Raw genomic sequence first — 18,036 nt, forward strand, 5'->3', positions numbered from 1 at the left:
TCCGCCGGCGTCCGCCGGGGTCCGGAATCGGCGTCGCGGCGCGTCGCACATCGGCAAGGTGGCTCTCGCCGCTGACGCCGATCCTGAGGAAGCCGCCATGCCAGAGCTGCCCGAGCCGCCGAGTCTCGTCGCCGACCGGATCGACGCCTGCCGCCTCGAGGGCTGGACGGTCACCACCCGGGACATGTGGACCGTGCTCGACCCGCCCGGGCGGCCGGAGCGGGTGCAGGGCTGGAAGCTGCACGTGTCGGCGACCGTGTGGTCCGCGCCGGAGGTGCTGCGCCGGTGTCTCGACCTCATCGCGGCGACCGCGACGTCGTTCAAGTTCGCGAGCACCGCGTCGGACGTGCAGCGGCTCAACGACTTCCAGTGCCCCCGCGGGCAGTCCGGCAAGTTCATCACGGTGTACCCGCTGGAGCGGGCCACGCTCACCGACCTGGCCGAGCGCCTGCACGAGGCGACGGCGGGCCTGCCGGGTCCGGTCATCCTGTCCGACCGCGCCTACCGCCCGGGCAGCCTCGTGCACTACCGGTACGGCGCGTTCGACGGCTTCCGGGTCCTCGGCAACGACGGCACGTACCGCGACTGCGTCCTGGACCCGGAGACGAACCCGGTCGAGGACAAGCGGCCGGCCGTGTTCGACCCGCCGGCGTGGGCCGAGCTGCCGTTCGCCGCTGATCCGCCGACTGCCGGCGGGGGCGGCGGGGTGCTGCTCAACGACCGCTACGAGGTCCGCGGCGCGATCCGGCACGCGAACAAGGGCGGGGTGTACCGCGCCCTGGACCGCACGACCGGCGCCACCGTGCTGGTCAAGGAGGCCCGGCCGCACGTCGGCACCGACGCGGAGGGCCGCGACGCCCGCGACTACCTGCGGCACGAGGCCGCCATGCTGCGGCACCTGGCCGGGCTGGGCGTGGTGCCCGAGTTCGTCGACGAGTTCGAGCAGGGCGGCCACGCGTTCCTCGTCGAGCAGTTCCTCGACGGGCGGACCCTCGCCGAGACGGGCGGGGCGTCGGTGCGCGGCGCGGACGCGCCGCCGGAGCCCGCGGACACGCTGGGCGTCGCGCTGCGGCTGGCCCGGATCCTCAAGGCGGTGCACGGGCGCGGCGTCGTGCTGCGCGACCTGAGCCCCAACAACGTGCTGGCGCTGCCGGACGGCACGCTGCGCCTGATCGACCTGGAGCTGTCCGCGCGGTGCACCGGGCCCGGGTCCGCGGATCCGGTCCATGGCGACGGCCACGGCACCCCCGGCTTCAGCGCGCCGGAGCAGTTCCGGAACGCACCCGTGGACGCCGCCGTCGACCTGTACTCGCTGGGCGCCCTGGTGCTGTTCCACGCGACCCGGCGCAACCCGCGACTGGCGCTGGACGAGCCGCCGCACCGGACCCTCGAGGAGCGCATCGCCGGCCGGACCGTCGCGCCGGCGGTGCCGGAGACGCTCGCCGATCCGGTGCGCCGGATCGTCACCGGGCTGCTGCGCGCCGAGCCGGGTGAGCGCATGCCGCTCGCCGAGGTGATCGCTCTGGCCCGCCAGACCCCGCCCGCAGACGTCACCACGGACCGGCCGGACGATCCGGACGGCTGGTGGGAGGAGCTCGTCGGCGGCGTGCTCGGCCACCTCGCCGCGACGGTGACGCCCGACACCGGGCCCCGGCTGTGGCGGGAGTACGCACTGGGCGAGACGGCCGAGCCGTGCGCCGTGCAGTACGGCAGCGGCGGCGTGCTCGCGATGCTCAGCGGCCTGCGCCGCCACGGCGTCGGGGGGACGATCGGCGGCCTCGTCGACGAGCTCGCCCCGGTCGTGCTGCGGCGGCTCACCCGCCACCTCGACACGGTCCCGCACCGGCTGCCCGGCCTGCACTTCGGCTTCGCGGGCACCGCCTGGGCGCTGTTCGAGGCCGGTGCCGCGTTCGACCGGCCCGACCTCACCGACCGTGCGGTCGCCCTCGCCGAGGGGCTGCCGACGGTGTGGCCGAACCCCGACCAGACGCACGGCCTGGCCGGCCTCGGCACGACGCTGCTGCACCTCGCGGCGGCCACCGGCAGACCGGGGACGGCCCGGCGTGCGGTCCGCTGCGCCGAGGCGATCCTGGCCGCCCGCGACCCGGGCGCGACCGCCTGGACGGTGCCGGCCGGCTTCGACTCCACGCTCGCCGGTCACCGCTCCTACGGGTACGCCCACGGCACCGCCGGCATCGGTGCGTTCCTGCTCGCCGCGGCCGCTTACACCGGCCGGGACGACTTCGCCGCCGCCGCCCGCGACTGCGCGGACGAGCTGCTCGCGGTGGCCGTCCGGCGCGGTGACGCGGCCTACTGGACCGACCGGCCCGGCTCGGCCTCGATGCACACCTGGTGGTGCAACGGATCGGCCGGCGTGGGCACGTTCCTGGCCCGGGCCTATGCGTACACCGGCGACGCCCGCTACGGCGAGGCCGCCGTGGCAGCCGGCCGCGCGGTCGTCGCGACCCGCTGCGACGTCGGCACCTCGCACTGCCATGGCCTGGCCGGCAGCGGCGAGTTCCTGCTCGACCTCGCCGCCGCCACCGGGCTGGACGAGTTCGGGGACTGGGCGCGGCACCTGGCGGCCCAGCTGTGGGCCGAGCGGGTCTACCGCGACGGCCGGCCAGTGCTCATGAACGAGTCCGGGCACGAGTTCTCGGCCGCCTACGGCGTCGGCGCCGCCGGCCCGCTGGCGTTCCTCACCCGCCTCCGGCACGGCGGCGACCGCCTGTTCCACCCGCCGGTGACGGCCCCTGATCCCGGCGCGGTGTTCGCCGCGCCGTCCCCGACCGATCGGACCACGGAGGAGGTGAAGATGCAATGAGCATCGATGTGATGGCGCTGCAGGCCGTTCCGGCCGACCAGGACGCGCCGAACGCCCCGGAGGCGGGCTGCTGCTCGTACACCTGCGGCGGGCTTTCCTGCGGCAAGACCTGCCAGACGAACTGACCCCGGCGCGGGCCCCCGGGTCCGCACCGTCCACGGACCCGTCGGAAGCGGAGGAGGTGAAATCCAATGACCATCGATGTCATGGCGCTGCAGGCCGTTCCGGCCGACCAGGACGCGCCGAAGGCGCCGGAGGGCGGCTGCTGCTCGTTCACGTGCGGCGGCAACTCCTGCGGCAAGACCTGCCAGACGAACTGATCCCGGCCTGAACACCGGCGTGGGCCCGGCCGAACCGGCCGGGCCCACCGCCACCTGCGTCCACTGTGGAGCACCCGTGCCGAATGTGTACCGACTCATCGCCCAGGACCTGCTGCGCCACCACCCCGGCCGCACCGCGGTCGGCCTGCTCGGGCTCGCCGCGTCGATCGGCTTCGGGCTCGCCGCCCCGATGGCCCTCGCCACCGTGATCGACAGCATGTCCGGCCGCGGACCGGCGGCCCGGCCGGTGCTCGTCCTCGCGCTGGTGCTCGCCGGGGCGCTGGCCGGATCGGCGCTGGCCAGTCGAGCGTCGGCCGACCGGGCCAGCGCCACCACCGCCCGCCACCGCGGCGCGGCGTTCACCGCGGCGCTGCGTCGGCCGCCGTACGACGCCGGCTTCCCCGACGGTGAGCTGCTCGCCCGCTGCTCGTCCGACGCCGAGACCCCGGCGCGGATCGCGAACATCGTGCTGGGCTCGGCCGTGACGTCGGTGGGTGGCCTCGTCGCGTTCGTGCTGCTGTGCACCATCGACTGGCGCAGCGCCGTGGTCGTCGCCGCCGAGCTCGCCGTGTCCTGGTTCGTCGTCCGGGCGTTCCTGCGCGGCAGCGCCGAACCCGAGGCCGGCTACCGTGCCGCCCGCGGTGCGCTCGCCGACCTCCTCGTCGACGCCCACCGCGGCGCCCGGACCATCGCCGCCCTCGGCACCCACGACCGGGAGCTGCGCCGCGTCCTCGCCCCGCTCGCCGACCTGCGCGCGGCGGGCCGCCTGTCCTGGCGCGCCCAGCGCGACGTCGGCTGGCGTATGGGCCTGCTCGACCCGCTGCTGAACGCGGTCGTCCTCGCCGTCGCCGGCCTGAGCGCGGTCGCGGGCAGGCTGGGCCCCGGCTCCGTCCTGGCCGTGCTGCTGTACAGCCAGCTCACCCTCATGGTGCTGGAGCAGGTCGACTCGCTCGCGGCCGGGGTGCGCGCCCTCGCGGGGACCCGCCGCCTGGCCGAGCTGCTCGCCGCCCCACCCCCCGACCCGGGCGGCACGGCCCGCCTCCCGTCCGGGCCGGGCCGGCTGACGTTCGACCGGGTGCGCCTCGACGGCCGCGGCGGCGACGTCTCGTGCACGATCCCGGCGGGCGCGCACGTGGCCGTCGTCGGGCCGTCCGGGTCTGGCAAGTCGCGGCTCGTCGCGCTCGTGGGGCGGCACGCCGACCCCGACGCCGGGCGGGTGCTGCTCGACGGCCACGATCTGCGCACGGTGCCGGCGGATGACGTGCGGGCGGCGGTGGCCTATGCGTTCGAGGAGCCGAACCTGTTCGGCGCCACGCTCGGCGCGGCCATCGCCGCCGGTTCGGACCTGCGCGACGAGGACGTGATGCGGGCGGCCCGCCTGGCCCGCGCGGACGCGTTCGTGCGGCGCCTGCCGGCCGGCTACGACACCCCGCCGGGCGACGCGCCGCTGTCCGGCGGCGAGCGCCAGCGGCTCGGGCTGGCCCGCGCGTTCGCCCAGCCCGCCCGGGTCCTCGTCCTCGACGACGCGACCAGCAGCCTCGACACCGCCACGGCCGCGGAGGTCGCGCACGCGGTGCGGGACGCCTGGCACGGCCGTACCACGCTCGTGGTGACCCACCGGGCGGCGACGGCCGCCGCGGCCGACCTCGTGCTGTGGCTCGACGCCGGCCGCGTCCGCGGCTACGCCCCGCACCGGGCGCTGTGGTCCGCGCCCGGGTACCGCGCCCTGTTCGGCGCGGTGGAGCACGACCCGGTGCCCCAGGGGAGCGCGGCGTGAGCGGCCAGCGAAGCGTCTCGGGCCGCTCACCATGTAGCAGGTTTGGCTCAGGCCGACGCCGGAGCGTAGCGGAGGTGGCGGCATGACCCCCGGTATGGGGGGCGGCGGATCCGTCCGGGACGGGTGGCGGCTCTTGTGGGGCGTACTGCGTCGGCGGCCGCGGCCGTTACTCGCGGTCGGCGGGCTGGTGGTCGTGCTGGCGGCGCCGACGACGGTCGCCGGGATCGCCGTCGCGCACGCGCTCGACGACGGGTTCTTCGCCCACCGGGCCGGGACCGGGCTGCTCTGGGTCGCACTGCTCGTGCAGGTGCGGCTGGTCGCCGCGGTCGCCGGGCGGCTGCTGTTCCCGCCGCTGGTGCGGGTGGTCGAGCCGCTGCGCGACGAGCTCGTCACCGCCATGGTCACCGCGGGGCTGCATCGAGCCGTGCGCGAGGACGTGCCGGTGCCGGGCGCGGCCGTCCGGCAGGCGGTCGACGAGGTCGAGCAGGCGCGCATGCTCGTCGCCTCGGTGCTGCGCAACGCCCACGCCACCGGCTCGGTGGCGGTCGGGGCCGTCATCGGGCTCGCCGTGCTGGACCCGGCGATCCTGCTCGTGGAGCTGCCCTGCCTGGTCGCCTCCGTGGCGGGCTACTGGCTGCTGGTCCGGGCCGTGCTGCGCCGCCAGCGCCGCTCCCTGCTCGCCGAGGAGGACCTCGCCGAGCACGTGGTGAGGACGCTCGGCGCCCGGCGGGACGTCACCGCCTTCGCCGCCCAGGACGCGGCGGCCCGGCCCGTGCTGGAGCGGGTCGAGCGGGCCCGGCTGGCGGCGCGGGCGCTCGGCCGGGCCGACGCGATGCACGACGGTGTCGTCGGTGTCGGCGTCGACCTGGGTCTGGTCCTGCTCCTCGCCCTGGCCCCGGTCCTCATCGGCCGCGGCCGCCTCGGCACCGGCGAGCTCGTCGCCGCCGTCTACTACGTGATGTTCGCCCTCGGCCCAGCGCTGCGCTTCCTGGTCTACGGCGGCGCCGGGTGGCTCGCGGAGCTCCTCGGCCTCATGACCCGCCTGAGCGACGCCATCGCCGCCGGCGGCCCTCTGAGCGGCGTAGCCACCGCCGGCGAACCGCGGCCGGTCGGGCCGTCCAGCCCTTCCGGCTCAGCGGCGCGGCCGGTGGTGGTGGCCGAGTCGGTCGGTTACGCGTACTCGAAGGACGCCGCGCCCGTGCTCGACGGCGCCGGGTTCACCGTGCCGTTCGGCGCGCACGTCGCGGTCGTCGGGCCCAGCGGCGCCGGGAAGTCCACGCTCGCCGCGCTGCTCTGCGGCGTGCGCGAGCCGGCCGGTGGCACGGTCCTGGTCGGCGGCGCGCCACCGGCGCCCGGATCCGGCGTGCTGGCGCTGGCGCCGCAGGAGCCGTACGTCTTCGCCGGCACCGTCCGGGAGAACCTCGCGTACCTCGCGCCGGCGGCCTCCGACGAGGTCCTGCGCGATGCCGCCGACGCGTTCGGGCTCGGGCGGCTCGACCTCGACGAGCGCCTCAGCGCCGGCGGGGCCGGGCTGTCGGCGGGGGAGCGCCAGCTGGTGACGCTGGCCCGCACCTACCTCGCGGCGGCCCCGATCGTCGTCCTCGACGAGGCCACCTCGCACCTCGACCCCGACGCCGAGCTGCGCGCGGAGCTGCTGATGCGCCGGCGCGGCGGCACGCTCATCGTCATCGCGCACCGCATCAGCAGCGCGAGCCGGGCCGACTGGGTGCTGCTCGTCGACGCGGGCAAGGTCGTGGCCGGACCGCACCACCAGCTCGTCGATCGCAGCCCGCGCTACCGCCAGCTCGTCGGGCTGTGGGAGCCGGAGAAGGGAACAGACGATGGCATCTGAAACCGCCGTGGCGCCCGTCGATCCGTGGACCGGCAAGCCGGTCCGGCGACGGCGACGGGGCGTCGTCACCGTTGCCGCAGGCGTAGCGGTCGCTGTCGCCGGGCTCGTGCTCACCGCAGACGTGGTCGCGTACCGGCGGTTCGGGCCGCAGCCGGAGCCGCGGATCCCAGGTGTCGAGCGGGTGGCGATCCACACCCGCTTCCACACCACCGATCCGGTGCGCTACGACCGGACCCCACCGGCCGGAGGCCCGCACGCGCCGGTGTGGTTGAACTGCGGTGTCTACGCGGCGCCGGTACCGCCGGAGAACGCGGTGCACTCGATGGAGCACGGCGCGGTGTGGGTGACCTACCGGCCCGACCTCCCCGCCGGCCAGGTTGCCGCGCTGCGGCTGCTCGGGCGCCGGCCGTACACCGTCGTCAGCCCCTATCCGGGGCTCCCGGCGCCGGTCGTGGCCAGCGCGTGGGGCCGGCAGCTGCGCCTGGACGACGCCGCCGACGAGCGCCTGCAGCGGTTCCTGGACGTGTACCGCGAAGGACCGCTCACGCCGGAGCGGGGAGGCCCGTGCCACGGCGGCACGGGCGCTCCCCTGACGTGATCAGCGACGGATCGCGTACGGCGTGACGTGCACCTCGAGGGACCAGCCGACGGCGAACAGGTCCCGGTTCACCGGGTCGCCGGCGATCGCGGTGAGGCCCGACGCGGGCTGTCCCTGGCCGTCGTTGGGGGACGACGGGTCCCGCCCGGCCTGCTGGTCGGTGGTGAAGCGGACACCGTCCCAGTGTTCGACGTGGACGGACTCCGCGTCGAGCGTGCCGGCGACGTAGCCGGTCATCCAGACGTCGTCGGCGGCGAACGCGATGACGCCGGTGAGCCGGGTCGCGGTCTCGTCGCTCGGCACCACCTGCCAGCCGCCGGCACCCAGGTGCAGCGCGAGCGGCGTGCAGTCGTCCTCGCCGGTACAGCGGGCGCCGACCACCCAGACGTCACCGTGTGCGGCGGCGCTCACGTCGTCGAACGCCACGTCGCCCGCGCCCGGCAGCGGCGGCAGCTGCCCCGCCACCGTCCACGCGGTGCCGTCCCAGTGCAGCAGCAGCCCGGAGGTGCTGCCGTCGGGCTCCGTCTGGCTGCCGGCCGCCCACACGTCGTCGGCGGTCACCGCGTGGACCGCCGTGAGGCTCCCGTCGATCTCGGGCGCGGCCACGGACGCCCAGGAGCCGCCCTGCCAGCGCAGCACGAGCGGCTGCCCGGTGCCCCGGGCGGTCTTCCCGACGGCCCACCCGTCGGACGGGGAGAGCATGTCGAGGTCCTCGACGGTGCCGGCCGGCACGGACGACGGCACGCGCTGCCAGCCGGTCGCGGTGCCGTGCAGGAACACCGGGGCGGTGGAGGCGTCGGTGCCGGCCGCCCAGACGTCGTTCGGGCCGGTGGCGTCGACCGTGCTCAGCCCGTACTGCCCCTGCGGGCCGGTGGGGACGGGCAGGTTCGGGGTCGTCCAGCCTGTGCCGTTCCAGTGCGCGGCGATCGGATGGCGCTGGCCGTCCGCCTGTTCCCCGACCGCCCAGGCGTCGTTCGCCGACAGCACCGCCACGTCGTTGAGCTGGGCGGCGGTGACACCGAAGCGCAGCGGCACCGCCGGCGCGGCGGACCACTTCACCCCAGCGCCGGCGTGCGCCGGCTGCGCGCCGAGCAGCGCTGCCGCGACGGTGAACGCGACGGTCATCGACCGTTTGGCTTGCATGAGCATTCCTCTCGTTGTGCGGGTACGCAGCCATCCTGGAACGGCGGACGGGCCCCCGGCGGCGGGGAACGCCCGTAGGTTCATGCGGGCGGCTACCCATGTTCTGTGCCGGTCTCCGCCTCGGCGGCGAACCCGGCGAGCCGGCCCCGGTCCGGCAGCCCGGTCTTGGCCAGCAGGTTTCCCACGTGCTTCTCGACGGTGCGCGGCGACAGGAACAGCCGCCGGCCGATCTCGGCGTTGCTCAGCTGCTCGCCGACGAGCGCCAGCACCTCGAACTCGCGCACCGTGATGCCGAGCTCGCGGGCGGTCGGCGGCAGGACCGCGCTGCCCTGCCGGTGCTGGGGGACCGGTGCGCCGGCCCGGCGCAGCAGGTCCCGGCAGGCGCGGGCGACGTGCGGGGCGGAGTCGTGGAAGTGCGCCTCGGCGGTGCGCAGCCACGCCACCGGCTCGCCCCAGCCGCGCTCGACCGCGTCGTCGGCGACCAGGCGCAGCCCGAGGAACCGCGCCATCGGGAAGCGCTCGGAGGACGCCAGGAACGTGGCCATGCTCGCCGCCGCCTCCGCCGGCGCACCGGCCCGGGCCGCCGCCAGGGCCTCGGCGAGGTGCAGGAACTGCCGGTTCCAGCCGGCTTCGGCCTGCGGCGAGGCGGCGAAGGCCGCGCACTCGGCCCGGCCGGCCGTGCCGTCGCGGACCGACAGCAGCAGGTGCGGGGCGTTGATGAAGGACACGTAGGAGGTCGGCTGGTGCGACTCCTGCGCCACCGACCGGGCCAGCTCGTCGCGGGCGAGGTCGTGCTCCTCGTACAGCAGATGCCCGAACGCGAGACCGACGCCGTGGACCGCGGCGGAGAAGTCGTCCTCCTCCCCGCCCAGGTCCCGGAAGCGGGCCATCAGCGTGTCGACCTCGCGTCGCTCCGCGCGGTGCGCGGCCGCCATGATCCGCACGCCGAGCGCGATCAGCCGCGAGTGCGTGAGCCGCAGCCGCGCCGCGGTCTCCTCGCAGCGCCGGGCCGCCACCTGTACCTGCGTGTACTCGCCGCGGCAGATCCGCGCCATGCACAGCTCGATCTCGATGTCGAGCGCGGTGACGACCGCGCCCGCGTCCCGCGCGACGGCGAGCGCCTCCACGAGCCGGTCGACGTCGCCGTCGCGGATGCCGTCGTGGGCGCCGATGTTGTACAGCAGCCCGATCCTGCGCGCGGCCAGGCCGTGCTCGTCGGCGAGGGCGAGCCCGCGCCGGTACAGCTCGTCCGCCTCGGCCATGTCGTGCAGCCGGGCGCACCGGCCCAGCGTTTCCAGCGCCCCCACCGCCACGTCGGGCTGCCCGGTCGCGCCGGCCGCGTCCAGCGCCCGCTGGGCGAGCTCCCGTGCGCTGGCGCGCCGGTCCGCGGTCGGGTTGCCGAACGCCAGGCGCGCCTCCACCTCGTCGACGCGGGCGGCGACGGCTGGATCCGGGTCCGGGCCGAGCAGGTCACGCACCACGGCCACCTGCTCCAGGCCCGGCAGCCAGTCACCGGCGGCGGCGGCCACCCGGGCCAGCCGCAGATGGATCTCGGCATGACCGCTGAACCGGGCGGCCGCGGCGTGGGCGTCCTCGATGCGCCCCGCGTCGGCGTACCCGTCGACCAGCGCCACGACGATCTCCGGCCGCGGCCCGGACCCGTCGGCGCCGGTCAGGCTCAGGGCCCGTTCCAGCAGGGCGATGCCGGTGCTCAGGGCGCCTTCGGCGGTGGCCTGGCGGCCGGCGGTGGCGAACCGCGTCGCCGCCTTGAGCGGCTCGCCGGCCGCCGACCACAGCTCGGCGGCGAGCAGCGGCCAGCCGTCGGGGGCGGCGGCCTCGACCGCGGCGGCCGCGCGGCCCGACAGCAGCGCGCGCTCGACCGGCAGCAGCTGGGCGCGCAGCACCTCGGCGGTGAGCATGTGGCGGAAGTGGTACTGCGCGGGGTCGTCCTCGTCAGGGACCAGCAGTTGCGCCCCGACCGCCTCGCGCAGGCAGGCCACCAGCGCGAGCCCCGCGACGTCGGCGATCGCGCCCGCGGTCTCGGCGCGGAACCGCCGGCCCAGCAGTGCGGCCGCGTGCAGCATCGCGCGCGCCGGTCCGCTGAGCCGCTCGACGCGGCCGGCGAGCGTGGTGGCGAGCGTGGCCGGCAGGGTCGCGTCGACCGGGCCGGACAGCGTCCAGCCGCCGTCGTCGTGCACCAGCACGCCGTCGCCGACCATGCCGGCCAGCAGCTCCTCGACGTGCAGCGGCACGCCGTCGGCGATCGTCGCGAGCCGGGCGAGCACCGCCGCCGGCACCTCCTCGTCCGGGGCGTCCAGGCAGGCACCGGCCAGCCGGCGGACCGCCTCCTCGTCGAGCCGCCCGAGCGCGACCAGGTCCGCCGACCGCCGCTGGCGCGCGGCCCGGAACAGCTCGACCGCGCTGCCCGGCGCGGGCCGGGTGGTTCCGAGGATCAGCAGGTGCTCCGCCGCGATGTTGTCGACGAGGTAGTCCACGACGGCGAGGGTCTCCGGGTCGGCCTCGTGCAGGTCCTCCAGCAGCAACAGGCAGCCGCGCGGCCGGCCGATCGTCACGGCCAGGCGCAGCACCGCCTCGGCCAGGACGACGAGCGAGCCGTCGGCGCCGTCGGGCCGGTCGGTGCGCCACTCGGGCACGAGCCGGGACAGCGCGGCGTGGTACGGCACCAGCATCGGATCGTCCGGTGGCCCGTCGTGGCGCAGCACCGGCAGCACCGCCTCACGCAGCGGCCGGAACTGCATCGCCGGCGAGACCGCCCGTCCCTTGAGCACCCGCAGCCCGGCGGCCTCCGCGCACCGCGCGGCCTCGGTGGCCAGCCGCGTCTTGCCGATGCCCGCGTCGCCGACCAGGAACACCGCGCCGCCGCCCCCGCGCACCGTGGCGTCGACGGCCGCACGCAGCACCGCCAGCTCCGCGGACCGCCCGACGAGCGCGGGCCCGCCGAGGCGCACGGTGCCCTTCCCGCTGCCGCGCGGCCGCTCCTCGACCCGGTCCCGCGCCGTGGCGAGCAGCCGCTGCTCGGCCGGGCCGGCGCCGAGCGCCTGGATCAGCGCGTCGAACCGGTTCGTCGGCGGCAGCGTCTCGCCGGTGAGGTACGCCCCGATGACCGAGCTGGACCAGCCGGTGGCGGCGGCCAGCTCCCGGTAGGTCAGTTCGCGCTCACCCTGCCGCCGCGCCTCCCGACGGCGCAGCTCGCGCAGCAGGCGCGCCAGCCCTGCGAGGGTGTCCACGGCGGCGATCCGGGCTGGATCGAAGTCTCCGGTCGTCTCCGTCGTCGTTTCGGCCACGCCTCCCCTTCCATGCATATGCGTCAATGCGTGCACGGCTTCGCCATTGGCGTCGCATTGCCCCCGCGCTATCTTTGACCAGCCGGTACCGGGCCCGGTTGCCGGAATCCGGACGCATATCCGACTGTGTGGCATGCAATGCGCGGGAATTGGCAGCCGTCGACCACGCGGCATTACCACAATGTGCTGACGGCGCCGGTGAAGCGGGCCACCGTCCCTGCCGGCACCGTGGCATGATGGCCGGCGATGACGATCGAGCGTGACGACCCACTGCCGCGGATCGACAACCTCACCTGGGCGGACGTCGACTCCTTCCGGCACCCGTTCGACCCGGACTCCGTGCTCGACGTCGTGCGCGCGGTGGCTCCGGCGGGTGGCGTGCCGGCGCCGTTGCAGTACGAACCCGGCCGCGGCTTCGGTCGCGCGGCGGACGAGGCGCGCTGGGACTGGCAGCGGGCGATGACCCTCGCCCTCGTTGAGCGCTACGGCTCCTGGGCCTGCGGCTGGACCGCCCAGATGGGTGGTCGCACGGCCGACGGTGCGCTGATCCTGCGGTGGAGCGGCGCCCGGGACTCGATCACGATGCCGGAGGAGACGCTCGCGGCCGTCGCCGGGGCGCTGCTGGACTGGCGGGTGTTCCTCGAGGACCTGGCCGAGCTCTTCGCGCGGCACCTGCCGCTGCCCGCCGAGCCCCGCGCGGCGTTCGTCGCCTGGGAGGCCACGGCCGCCGGCCTGGTCGCGACGGTGGCGGCGCGGTCCGGCGCGGACGAGCACTGGTTTCCCATGTGCACCTTGGCCCTGAAGTGGTTCCTCGCCGTCGCCGAGGTGCCGGGCGACGGGCACGACGCGCTCGTCGACGCCGCGATCGGCGGGCGGTTCTGGAGCTACGTCTCCCCGCTGGGCGCTGAGGTGGGCGACGCGGCGGAGTCCCTGGCGGCGGCGCTCACCGGCGTCACGCCGCCAGCGGACGACGCGTGGCCCGACACCTGGCCGCAGGACTGGCCGAGCCTGCGCAGCACCGAGCTGCCCGCCGCCGCGCGGGCGCCGCGGCGGGCAGAGCCACCGGTGGTGCCCGACACCCTCGCGGCCTGGCGGCAGGTCCGGCGGGCGGCCCGGTGGGAGCACGCCGCCGGGCACGTCTCCGGGCCGGCGCGCACGGCACGCGACGGCATCGCCGAGCACCTCGCGAAGCGGAAGTACGGCGCCGGCCGCGCCCTCGCCGCGCTGCAGCTGGTGCGTGCGGACGCGGCCGAGGGCGGCCCGCTCACGTTCGCGCGCCTGGAGACCTGGCAACGGGAGGTGCTCGCCGTGGCCACGGCACCGTTCCGCACGACGTCGGCCTGGGCGAGGGCCGGCAGGGAACGGTACGCGTACCACGACGAGCTGCCGGCGGCGTTCGACGCGTGCCTCGCCGAGGCCACCGACCCGGCCGTGCCGCTGCCGTCGCGGGCCGCGCGGGTGTACCTCGACGTGCTGTTCTTCCACCCGTTCGCCGACGGCAACGGGCGGTCGGCGGCGCTCGCGCTGTACTTCGTGCTCGCCCGCGAAGGCGTCGTGCTGGACCGCGCCGCGCCGTTGCTGATGACCCGCTGGCCGGCGTCCGACCCGCGCGGCGCCGAAGGTCTGGCCGGGTTCGTCGCCGCGCTCGTCGAGCGGACCCGCCGCTGACGGCGGTGCCGCCGTGCGTTCAGCGGCCCGGTGGGCGCCACCGCTGCAACTCGCCTTCCGCCGCCACCTGGACACCACCCCCATGGCGTTCCTGCGCGGCGTCCGCCTGAGCCGGGCTCGCGGGGACCTCCTGGCCGCAACCGCCGGCGACGGGCGCACCGTGACCGCGATCGCCGCCCGGTGGGGCTTCACCGTCAGCCGCTTCAGCCAGCACCACCACGCCACCTACGGCGAACTGCCCAGCCAGACCCTGCGCGAATGACGCGGCGATCGGGCCGCAGTGCAGCAGGTCCAGGATCGGGATCGCCGCGGGTGAGGCACCGCGGCGCCGACCGGCTCATTCCGGATGGTTCGCGGTGCCGGAGCCGGTCAGGAACGGGCTGGTGACCCCGGTGTAGCCGAGGTGGAGGATCATGCCGTTCGCGGCGTGTTCGAGGTCGTGGCAGTGGTCCATCCACAGGCCGGGGTTGTCGGCGCGGAACGCCACCCGGAACGTCTCGCCCGGTCCGACGTCGAGGGTGTCCACCCACCACGGGCTGCCGGTGGTGGCCCGGCCGTCGCGGGACAGCACCAGCATGTGGTGGCCGTGCAGATGCATCGGATGGTGCTGGCCGCTGCGGTTGACGTAGGTCACCTCGACCAGGTCGCCGCCGGCGACCATGAGCATCGGCACGTCCGGGAACGAGGCGTCGTTCAGGGTGTACCGCACCGCCGGGCGGCCGTCGTAGAAGCCGAGCCGCTCGTCGATGCGCAGGACGAACCGCCGGTCGAAGTGGCTGCCCGCCGCGAACGGGGTCGCGGCCGGGGTGCCGTAGCGGGCGGGGTCCAGCAGCGCCGGCTCCTTCGCCGCACGGTCCGGGCCCGCGTCGCCGCTCGGGCTGTAGACGATGCCCGGCCCGTCCGCGCGCAGCGTCACCGGGGCGTCGGGCATCGTGAACTCCACGTCGTAGCGGGCGCCGCCGCCGACGAGGATCCGGACCCCGGGCAGCACGCCCGGCTCGTGCACGCCGGTGCCGTCGATCGCCACGACGCGCACCGGTGCGCCGGTCACGGTGAACGTGGCGGGCTTGCCGTCGGAGTTGACCAGCCGCAGCCGCACCGGCCGGCCGACCGGCACCGACCGCCGTTGCACGCCGGCGGCCAGGCCGAGCGTCGCCACCCCGTCCTCGTCGCCCCACGTGTGCCGCAGCACCGTCTCGTCGACCGCGTCCTGCCGCGCCGGCGCGTCCCGGGGCAGCACGACCAGGGCGCCGAACAGGCCACGCCGCACCTGCACGGAAGCCATCTCGTGGGAGTGGTACCAGTACGTGCCGGCCCGCGATGCCCGGAAGCGGTAGACGAAGGTGGCCCCCGGCGCGACCGCGTCCTGCGTCACCCCGGCCACCCCGTCCATGGCGTTCGGCACGTCGACGCCGTGCCAGTGCACGGTCACCCCGGCCCCGGGCAGCCGGTTGACCAGCGTCACCTCCACCAGATCGCCCTGCCGCACCACCAGCTGCGGCCCCGGCGCGACGCCGTTGAACGTCCACGCCGCCACCTGTGCGCCGGAGTCCAGCCGTACCGTGGCCTCCTGCGCCGTCAGCGTGAACCGGCGCACCGCCGCTTCGCCACCGTCCGCGCCGGTCAGCTCGGTCACGCTGATCCCGCCGGAGTGCTGGTGCCCCGCCACGGCGCCGCCGCCGTCGTCCACGGCGCCACCGCTCATGCTGCTACGTGCCGGCAGCGCGCTGGCCATGGACAGGCCCACCGTCGCCGCGGCCACCGCCACGACACCGACGGCCGCCCGCACCGCTGCCCGCCACCGCCCGGCCCGCGCCGGCACCGGACGGCGCGGCAGCCTCCGGTACGCATAGCCCATCGCCGAAGCCGCGACGATCGCGACGCCGGTGACCGCCGCGGCGCCCACCCCGGCCAGCTGCGCCAGCGCCGCCACCGACACGATGCCCGCGGCGCTTGCCACCGCGCCCGCCCCACCCGGCCGTCGCCCGGTCGGGCGCAGCCACCCGAGGTACGCCGTCGCCGCCACCAGCAGCGCCGGCGCCACCCACACCAGCCGCGGCCCGGCGAACTCCCACCCCCAGCGCAGCAGCACCACCCCGGCCGCGAGCCGCAGCACGGCCGCACCGAGCAGCACCGCGAACGCCACCGCCGACGTCCGGGAGGGCCTCTCCGCCGTGGCTCGCCTCCCCGTCGCGGCCCACCACGCCACCACCGCGACCGGCAACTGCACCAACGCGGTCACCATGTCGGCGTAATGCACCCACAGAAACATCCGACCCTCCACCCCGGCACGATTCGCACAGCCGTGCCGCGTCCCGCGGACCATACCCCGCGACCCTGAGGCGCCGGCCCCACGCGTCGGCCTCCGCCGACGACCCATGTCCGGGTGCGAGGTGGCTGGCTGACGTGCGGCGGCAACAGGGCGCAGGGTGCAGGAATCACCCGGTTTATCGCCCGGCTGACGGGCGGGTCGACGTGCATTCCGGCGGCGGGAGGGGTAGCTGAATTTGTAAGGACGACGCAGATGAGTTTTTGGAGGTGCGTCATGTCCGAGGCATCGAGCTACCGGACGATCTCGGAACATCCGGACGTCGCCGAGATGCGTGAGCGCTATGAGCGAATCACCGCCAGCGGCCAGGCGATCGTCATCGACGGCCTCGTGCTGCTGGCGGGCGCGTGGCTGGCGATCTCCCCGTGGATCGTGCACTTCAACATGTCCGCGCCCAGCGTGACGATCAACAACCTGATCCTGGGGGTCATGGTGAGTGTGATCGCGCTCGGCCTGACCTGGGCGCCGGCGCGGATGTACCGGCTGAGCTGGGCGATGGCGGCGATCGGCGGCTGGGTCATCATCGCGCCGTTCGTGACCCGGCAGTGGAACGCCGGCATCATCTGGACCAATGCGGTGACCGGCGGGCTGACGCTGCTGCTCGGCCTGGCGGCGGTGGGGATCCTGTTCACGACGGGCCGGACCGGGACCCGGACGGGCGGCAGAACGACAGGGTCCGAGGGCCCGCGGTGAGCGTCGGATGAGCGCGGACCCCGGGCCGCCAATCACCCAGCGGTGGCGACGGCCCGGTCCGTGCCGCGAGTAGCGTGAGGCGTGGTGACAGTCGGTGGCGCTCGTTGCGGTTCGGGCGCCACCTCCACATCCCGGGCCCGCCTGACGCGGTCCCGCGGCATCGCGTGACGCAACCCCGCGGCCCGCGCGACGCATGGCGTCCCGGTTCGACGACGCGAGGAGGAACGACGGGTATGACAGCGGCCCCGGATGCCCGGCACCGCGCCGTCGGATAGCTCGCGGCGATGATCTACGTCCTCGCGGTGTGCGCCGCGGCGCTGAGCGGCGTCGGCAACGCCATCCAGCAGCGCGCGGCGGTGCGCGCACCGGCCGGCAGCGCACTGCACTGGCGGCTGCTGGCGTACCTGCTCCGGCAGCGGCTGTGGCTGGCCGGTCTCGCGATCGCCGTGGCCGGCAACATCATGACCGGGGCGTCGCTGGGTCTCGGCACCGTCACGCTGGTGGAGCCGCTGACGGTCACGTCGCTGCTGTTCGCACTGCCGGTCGCGGCGATCTGGAGCCGGTACAGGCTCGGCCCCCGCGAGTGGATCGGCGCGCTCGCCGTCGTCCTCGGCCTGGCCGCCTTCCTGGTGGCCGGCCAGCCGGAGCCAGGTCAACGGGCGGACGCCCCGCTGTGGCAGTGGGGGCTCGCCGCCGGAGCGATCGGGTCGGTCACCTGGGGGCTGGTCCACGTGGCCCGGCGGATGCGGCCGCAGCACGAGGCGTCGGTGCTCGGCGTCGGCGCCGGCATGCTGTTCGGGCTCCAGGCGGCGCTGACCAGCACCGCCGCGCACCGGCTGTTCGACGCCGGGCTGCCTGCGGTGCTGACGTCCTGGACGCCGTACGCGGTCGTGGCGGTCGCCGCCGTCGGCATCCTGCTGGCCCAGAGCGCGTACAAGCTGGCGCCGCTGTCGGTGTCCTATCCGGCGGTGACCGCCGCGGAGCCGCTCGCCGGGATCGCCATCGGTGTCAGCGTGCTCGGCGGCGCGTTGCAGGTCGGGCCGCTGCTGATCGTCGCGCAGGTGGCCGCGCTCGCGGTGATGATCGGCGGCGTCTACGCGGTGGCCGCTTCGCGGCTGGTCGAGGCGCACCACCAGCACCGGTTCCACGCGCCCCATCTGCGCGTCGGGATCGGTCATCACCGCTGAGCGGGGTGCCCGCGGAGCGGGCCCGCGTCCGCCCCGTGCGTGTCCGCCAGGCCGTCGAGGACGGCGGCGGCGATCCCTTCCGGGTCGAGTCCGTAGCGGCCGAGCAGCTCATCGCGGCCGCCGTGCGGCACGAACCTGGTCGGCAGCCCGAGTGTGCGCACCGGCGTGCTCACGCCGCGCCGGGACAGGTACTGCGCGAGCGCCGCGCCCACCCCACCCGCACGGATGCCGTCCTCGACGGGGACCACCAGGCGGTGCGCGCGGGCCAGGTCGGCCAGCGCCGGGTTGACCGGGCGCACCCAGCGCGGGTCGACGACGTCTCCGGAGTCGATCACTGGGC

General features: G+C 75.9%; 14 protein-coding genes. 10 read left to right on the plus strand and 4 right to left on the minus strand.

The features are described from left to right. Positions 1-97: 97 nt before the first annotated feature. The 6 genes from lanL to ABD332_RS05550 all read left to right on the plus strand — a co-directional run bounded on the left by lanL (position 98) and on the right by ABD332_RS05550 (position 7,371). Positions 98-2,824: a class IV lanthionine synthetase LanL gene (gene lanL / locus ABD332_RS05525; protein WP_344500144.1), complete on the plus strand. Its 2,727-nt coding sequence runs from the start codon at positions 98-100 to the stop codon at positions 2,822-2,824. Further along, positions 2,821-2,949, plus strand: coding sequence for an ALQxL family class IV lanthipeptide (locus ABD332_RS05530; RefSeq protein WP_344500146.1), 129 nt, complete (start codon positions 2,821-2,823; stop codon positions 2,947-2,949). Before lanL ends, ABD332_RS05530 begins: the two co-directional genes overlap by 4 nt. 66 nt (positions 2,950-3,015) lie before the next feature. Next, positions 3,016-3,144 (plus strand): ALQxL family class IV lanthipeptide, encoded by a 129-nt coding sequence (locus ABD332_RS05535; RefSeq protein WP_344500148.1) that lies wholly within the window; start codon positions 3,016-3,018, stop codon positions 3,142-3,144. Positions 3,145-3,220: 76 nt separating this feature from the next. Beyond that, positions 3,221-4,921, plus strand: a complete 1,701-nt coding sequence (locus ABD332_RS05540) for an ABC transporter ATP-binding protein (RefSeq protein ID WP_344500150.1) — start codon at positions 3,221-3,223, stop codon at positions 4,919-4,921. A gap of 82 nt (positions 4,922-5,003) precedes the next feature. Then, complete coding sequence (locus ABD332_RS05545; protein ID WP_344500152.1) at positions 5,004-6,773, plus strand: ATP-binding cassette domain-containing protein; 1,770 nt, start codon at positions 5,004-5,006, stop codon at positions 6,771-6,773. Continuing rightward, positions 6,763-7,371, plus strand: coding sequence for a thioredoxin-like domain-containing protein (locus tag ABD332_RS05550; RefSeq protein ID WP_344500154.1), 609 nt, complete (start codon positions 6,763-6,765; stop codon positions 7,369-7,371). Before ABD332_RS05545 ends, ABD332_RS05550 begins: the two co-directional genes overlap by 11 nt. Here the strand turns inward: ABD332_RS05550 and ABD332_RS05555 are convergent, their stop codons facing one another. Next, positions 7,372-8,514 (minus strand): beta propeller repeat protein, encoded by a 1,143-nt coding sequence (locus ABD332_RS05555; RefSeq protein ID WP_344500156.1) that lies wholly within the window; start codon positions 8,512-8,514, stop codon positions 7,372-7,374. Between the two features lie 92 nt (positions 8,515-8,606). Beyond that, entirely contained in the window at positions 8,607-11,819 is a 3,213-nt protein-coding gene (locus ABD332_RS05560) for an ATP-binding protein (protein WP_344500158.1), read from the minus strand. A 246-nt stretch (positions 11,820-12,065) separates the two neighbouring features. On the opposite strand from ABD332_RS05560, the gene ABD332_RS05565 reads away from it, so the two are divergent. Together ABD332_RS05565 and ABD332_RS05570 are read left to right on the plus strand one after the other, a co-directional pair. After that, the gene (locus tag ABD332_RS05565) at positions 12,066-13,487 is read left to right on the plus strand and encodes a Fic family protein (RefSeq protein WP_344500160.1); all 1,422 of its coding nucleotides are present in this window, start codon (positions 12,066-12,068) and stop codon (positions 13,485-13,487) included. A 13-nt stretch (positions 13,488-13,500) separates the two neighbouring features. Beyond that, the gene (locus ABD332_RS05570; RefSeq protein WP_344500162.1) at positions 13,501-13,749 is read left to right on the plus strand and encodes a helix-turn-helix domain-containing protein; all 249 of its coding nucleotides are present in this window, start codon (positions 13,501-13,503) and stop codon (positions 13,747-13,749) included. A gap of 75 nt (positions 13,750-13,824) precedes the next feature. On the opposite strand, the gene ABD332_RS05575 is transcribed toward ABD332_RS05570, so the two are convergent. Continuing rightward, entirely contained in the window at positions 13,825-15,759 is a 1,935-nt protein-coding gene (locus tag ABD332_RS05575; protein WP_344500164.1) for a multicopper oxidase family protein, read from the minus strand. A gap of 273 nt (positions 15,760-16,032) precedes the next feature. Between ABD332_RS05575 and ABD332_RS05580 the strand changes: the two genes are divergently transcribed. Continuing rightward, complete coding sequence (locus ABD332_RS05580) at positions 16,033-16,509, plus strand: SPW repeat protein (RefSeq protein WP_344500166.1); 477 nt, start codon at positions 16,033-16,035, stop codon at positions 16,507-16,509. 284 nt (positions 16,510-16,793) lie between these two features. Further along, complete coding sequence (locus ABD332_RS05585) at positions 16,794-17,696, plus strand: DMT family transporter (protein WP_344500168.1); 903 nt, start codon at positions 16,794-16,796, stop codon at positions 17,694-17,696. Here the strand turns inward: ABD332_RS05585 and ABD332_RS05590 are convergent. Next, positions 17,687-18,031 carry a transketolase C-terminal domain-containing protein gene (locus tag ABD332_RS05590; RefSeq protein WP_344500170.1) on the minus strand — a complete coding sequence of 115 codons (345 nt, stop codon included), beginning with the start codon at positions 18,029-18,031 and terminating at the stop codon, positions 17,687-17,689. The genes ABD332_RS05585 and ABD332_RS05590 overlap by 10 nt on opposite strands. Positions 18,032-18,036 lie beyond the last annotated feature (5 nt).

It is taken from the genome of Dactylosporangium maewongense (assembly GCF_039531485.1).
Taxonomy (GTDB): Bacteria; Actinomycetota; Actinomycetes; order Mycobacteriales; family Micromonosporaceae; genus Dactylosporangium; species Dactylosporangium maewongense.

Coding starts and splice junctions, on each gene's coding strand:
- lanL (WP_344500144.1), top strand. CDS start 98: ATGCCAGAGCTGCCCGAGCCGCCGAGTCTCGTCGCCGACCGGATCGAC.
- ABD332_RS05530 (WP_344500146.1), top strand. CDS start 2,821: ATGAGCATCGATGTGATGGCGCTGCAGGCCGTTCCGGCCGACCAGGAC.
- ABD332_RS05535 (WP_344500148.1), top strand. CDS start 3,016: ATGACCATCGATGTCATGGCGCTGCAGGCCGTTCCGGCCGACCAGGAC.
- ABD332_RS05545 (WP_344500152.1), top strand. CDS start 5,004: ATGACCCCCGGTATGGGGGGCGGCGGATCCGTCCGGGACGGGTGGCGG.
- ABD332_RS05550 (WP_344500154.1), top strand. CDS start 6,763: ATGGCATCTGAAACCGCCGTGGCGCCCGTCGATCCGTGGACCGGCAAG.
- ABD332_RS05555 (WP_344500156.1), bottom strand. CDS start 8,514: ATGCAAGCCAAACGGTCGATGACCGTCGCGTTCACCGTCGCGGCAGCG.
- ABD332_RS05565 (WP_344500160.1), top strand. CDS start 12,066: ATGACGATCGAGCGTGACGACCCACTGCCGCGGATCGACAACCTCACC.
- ABD332_RS05575 (WP_344500164.1), bottom strand. CDS start 15,759: ATGTTTCTGTGGGTGCATTACGCCGACATGGTGACCGCGTTGGTGCAG.
- ABD332_RS05580 (WP_344500166.1), top strand. CDS start 16,033: ATGTCCGAGGCATCGAGCTACCGGACGATCTCGGAACATCCGGACGTC.
- ABD332_RS05585 (WP_344500168.1), top strand. CDS start 16,794: ATGATCTACGTCCTCGCGGTGTGCGCCGCGGCGCTGAGCGGCGTCGGC.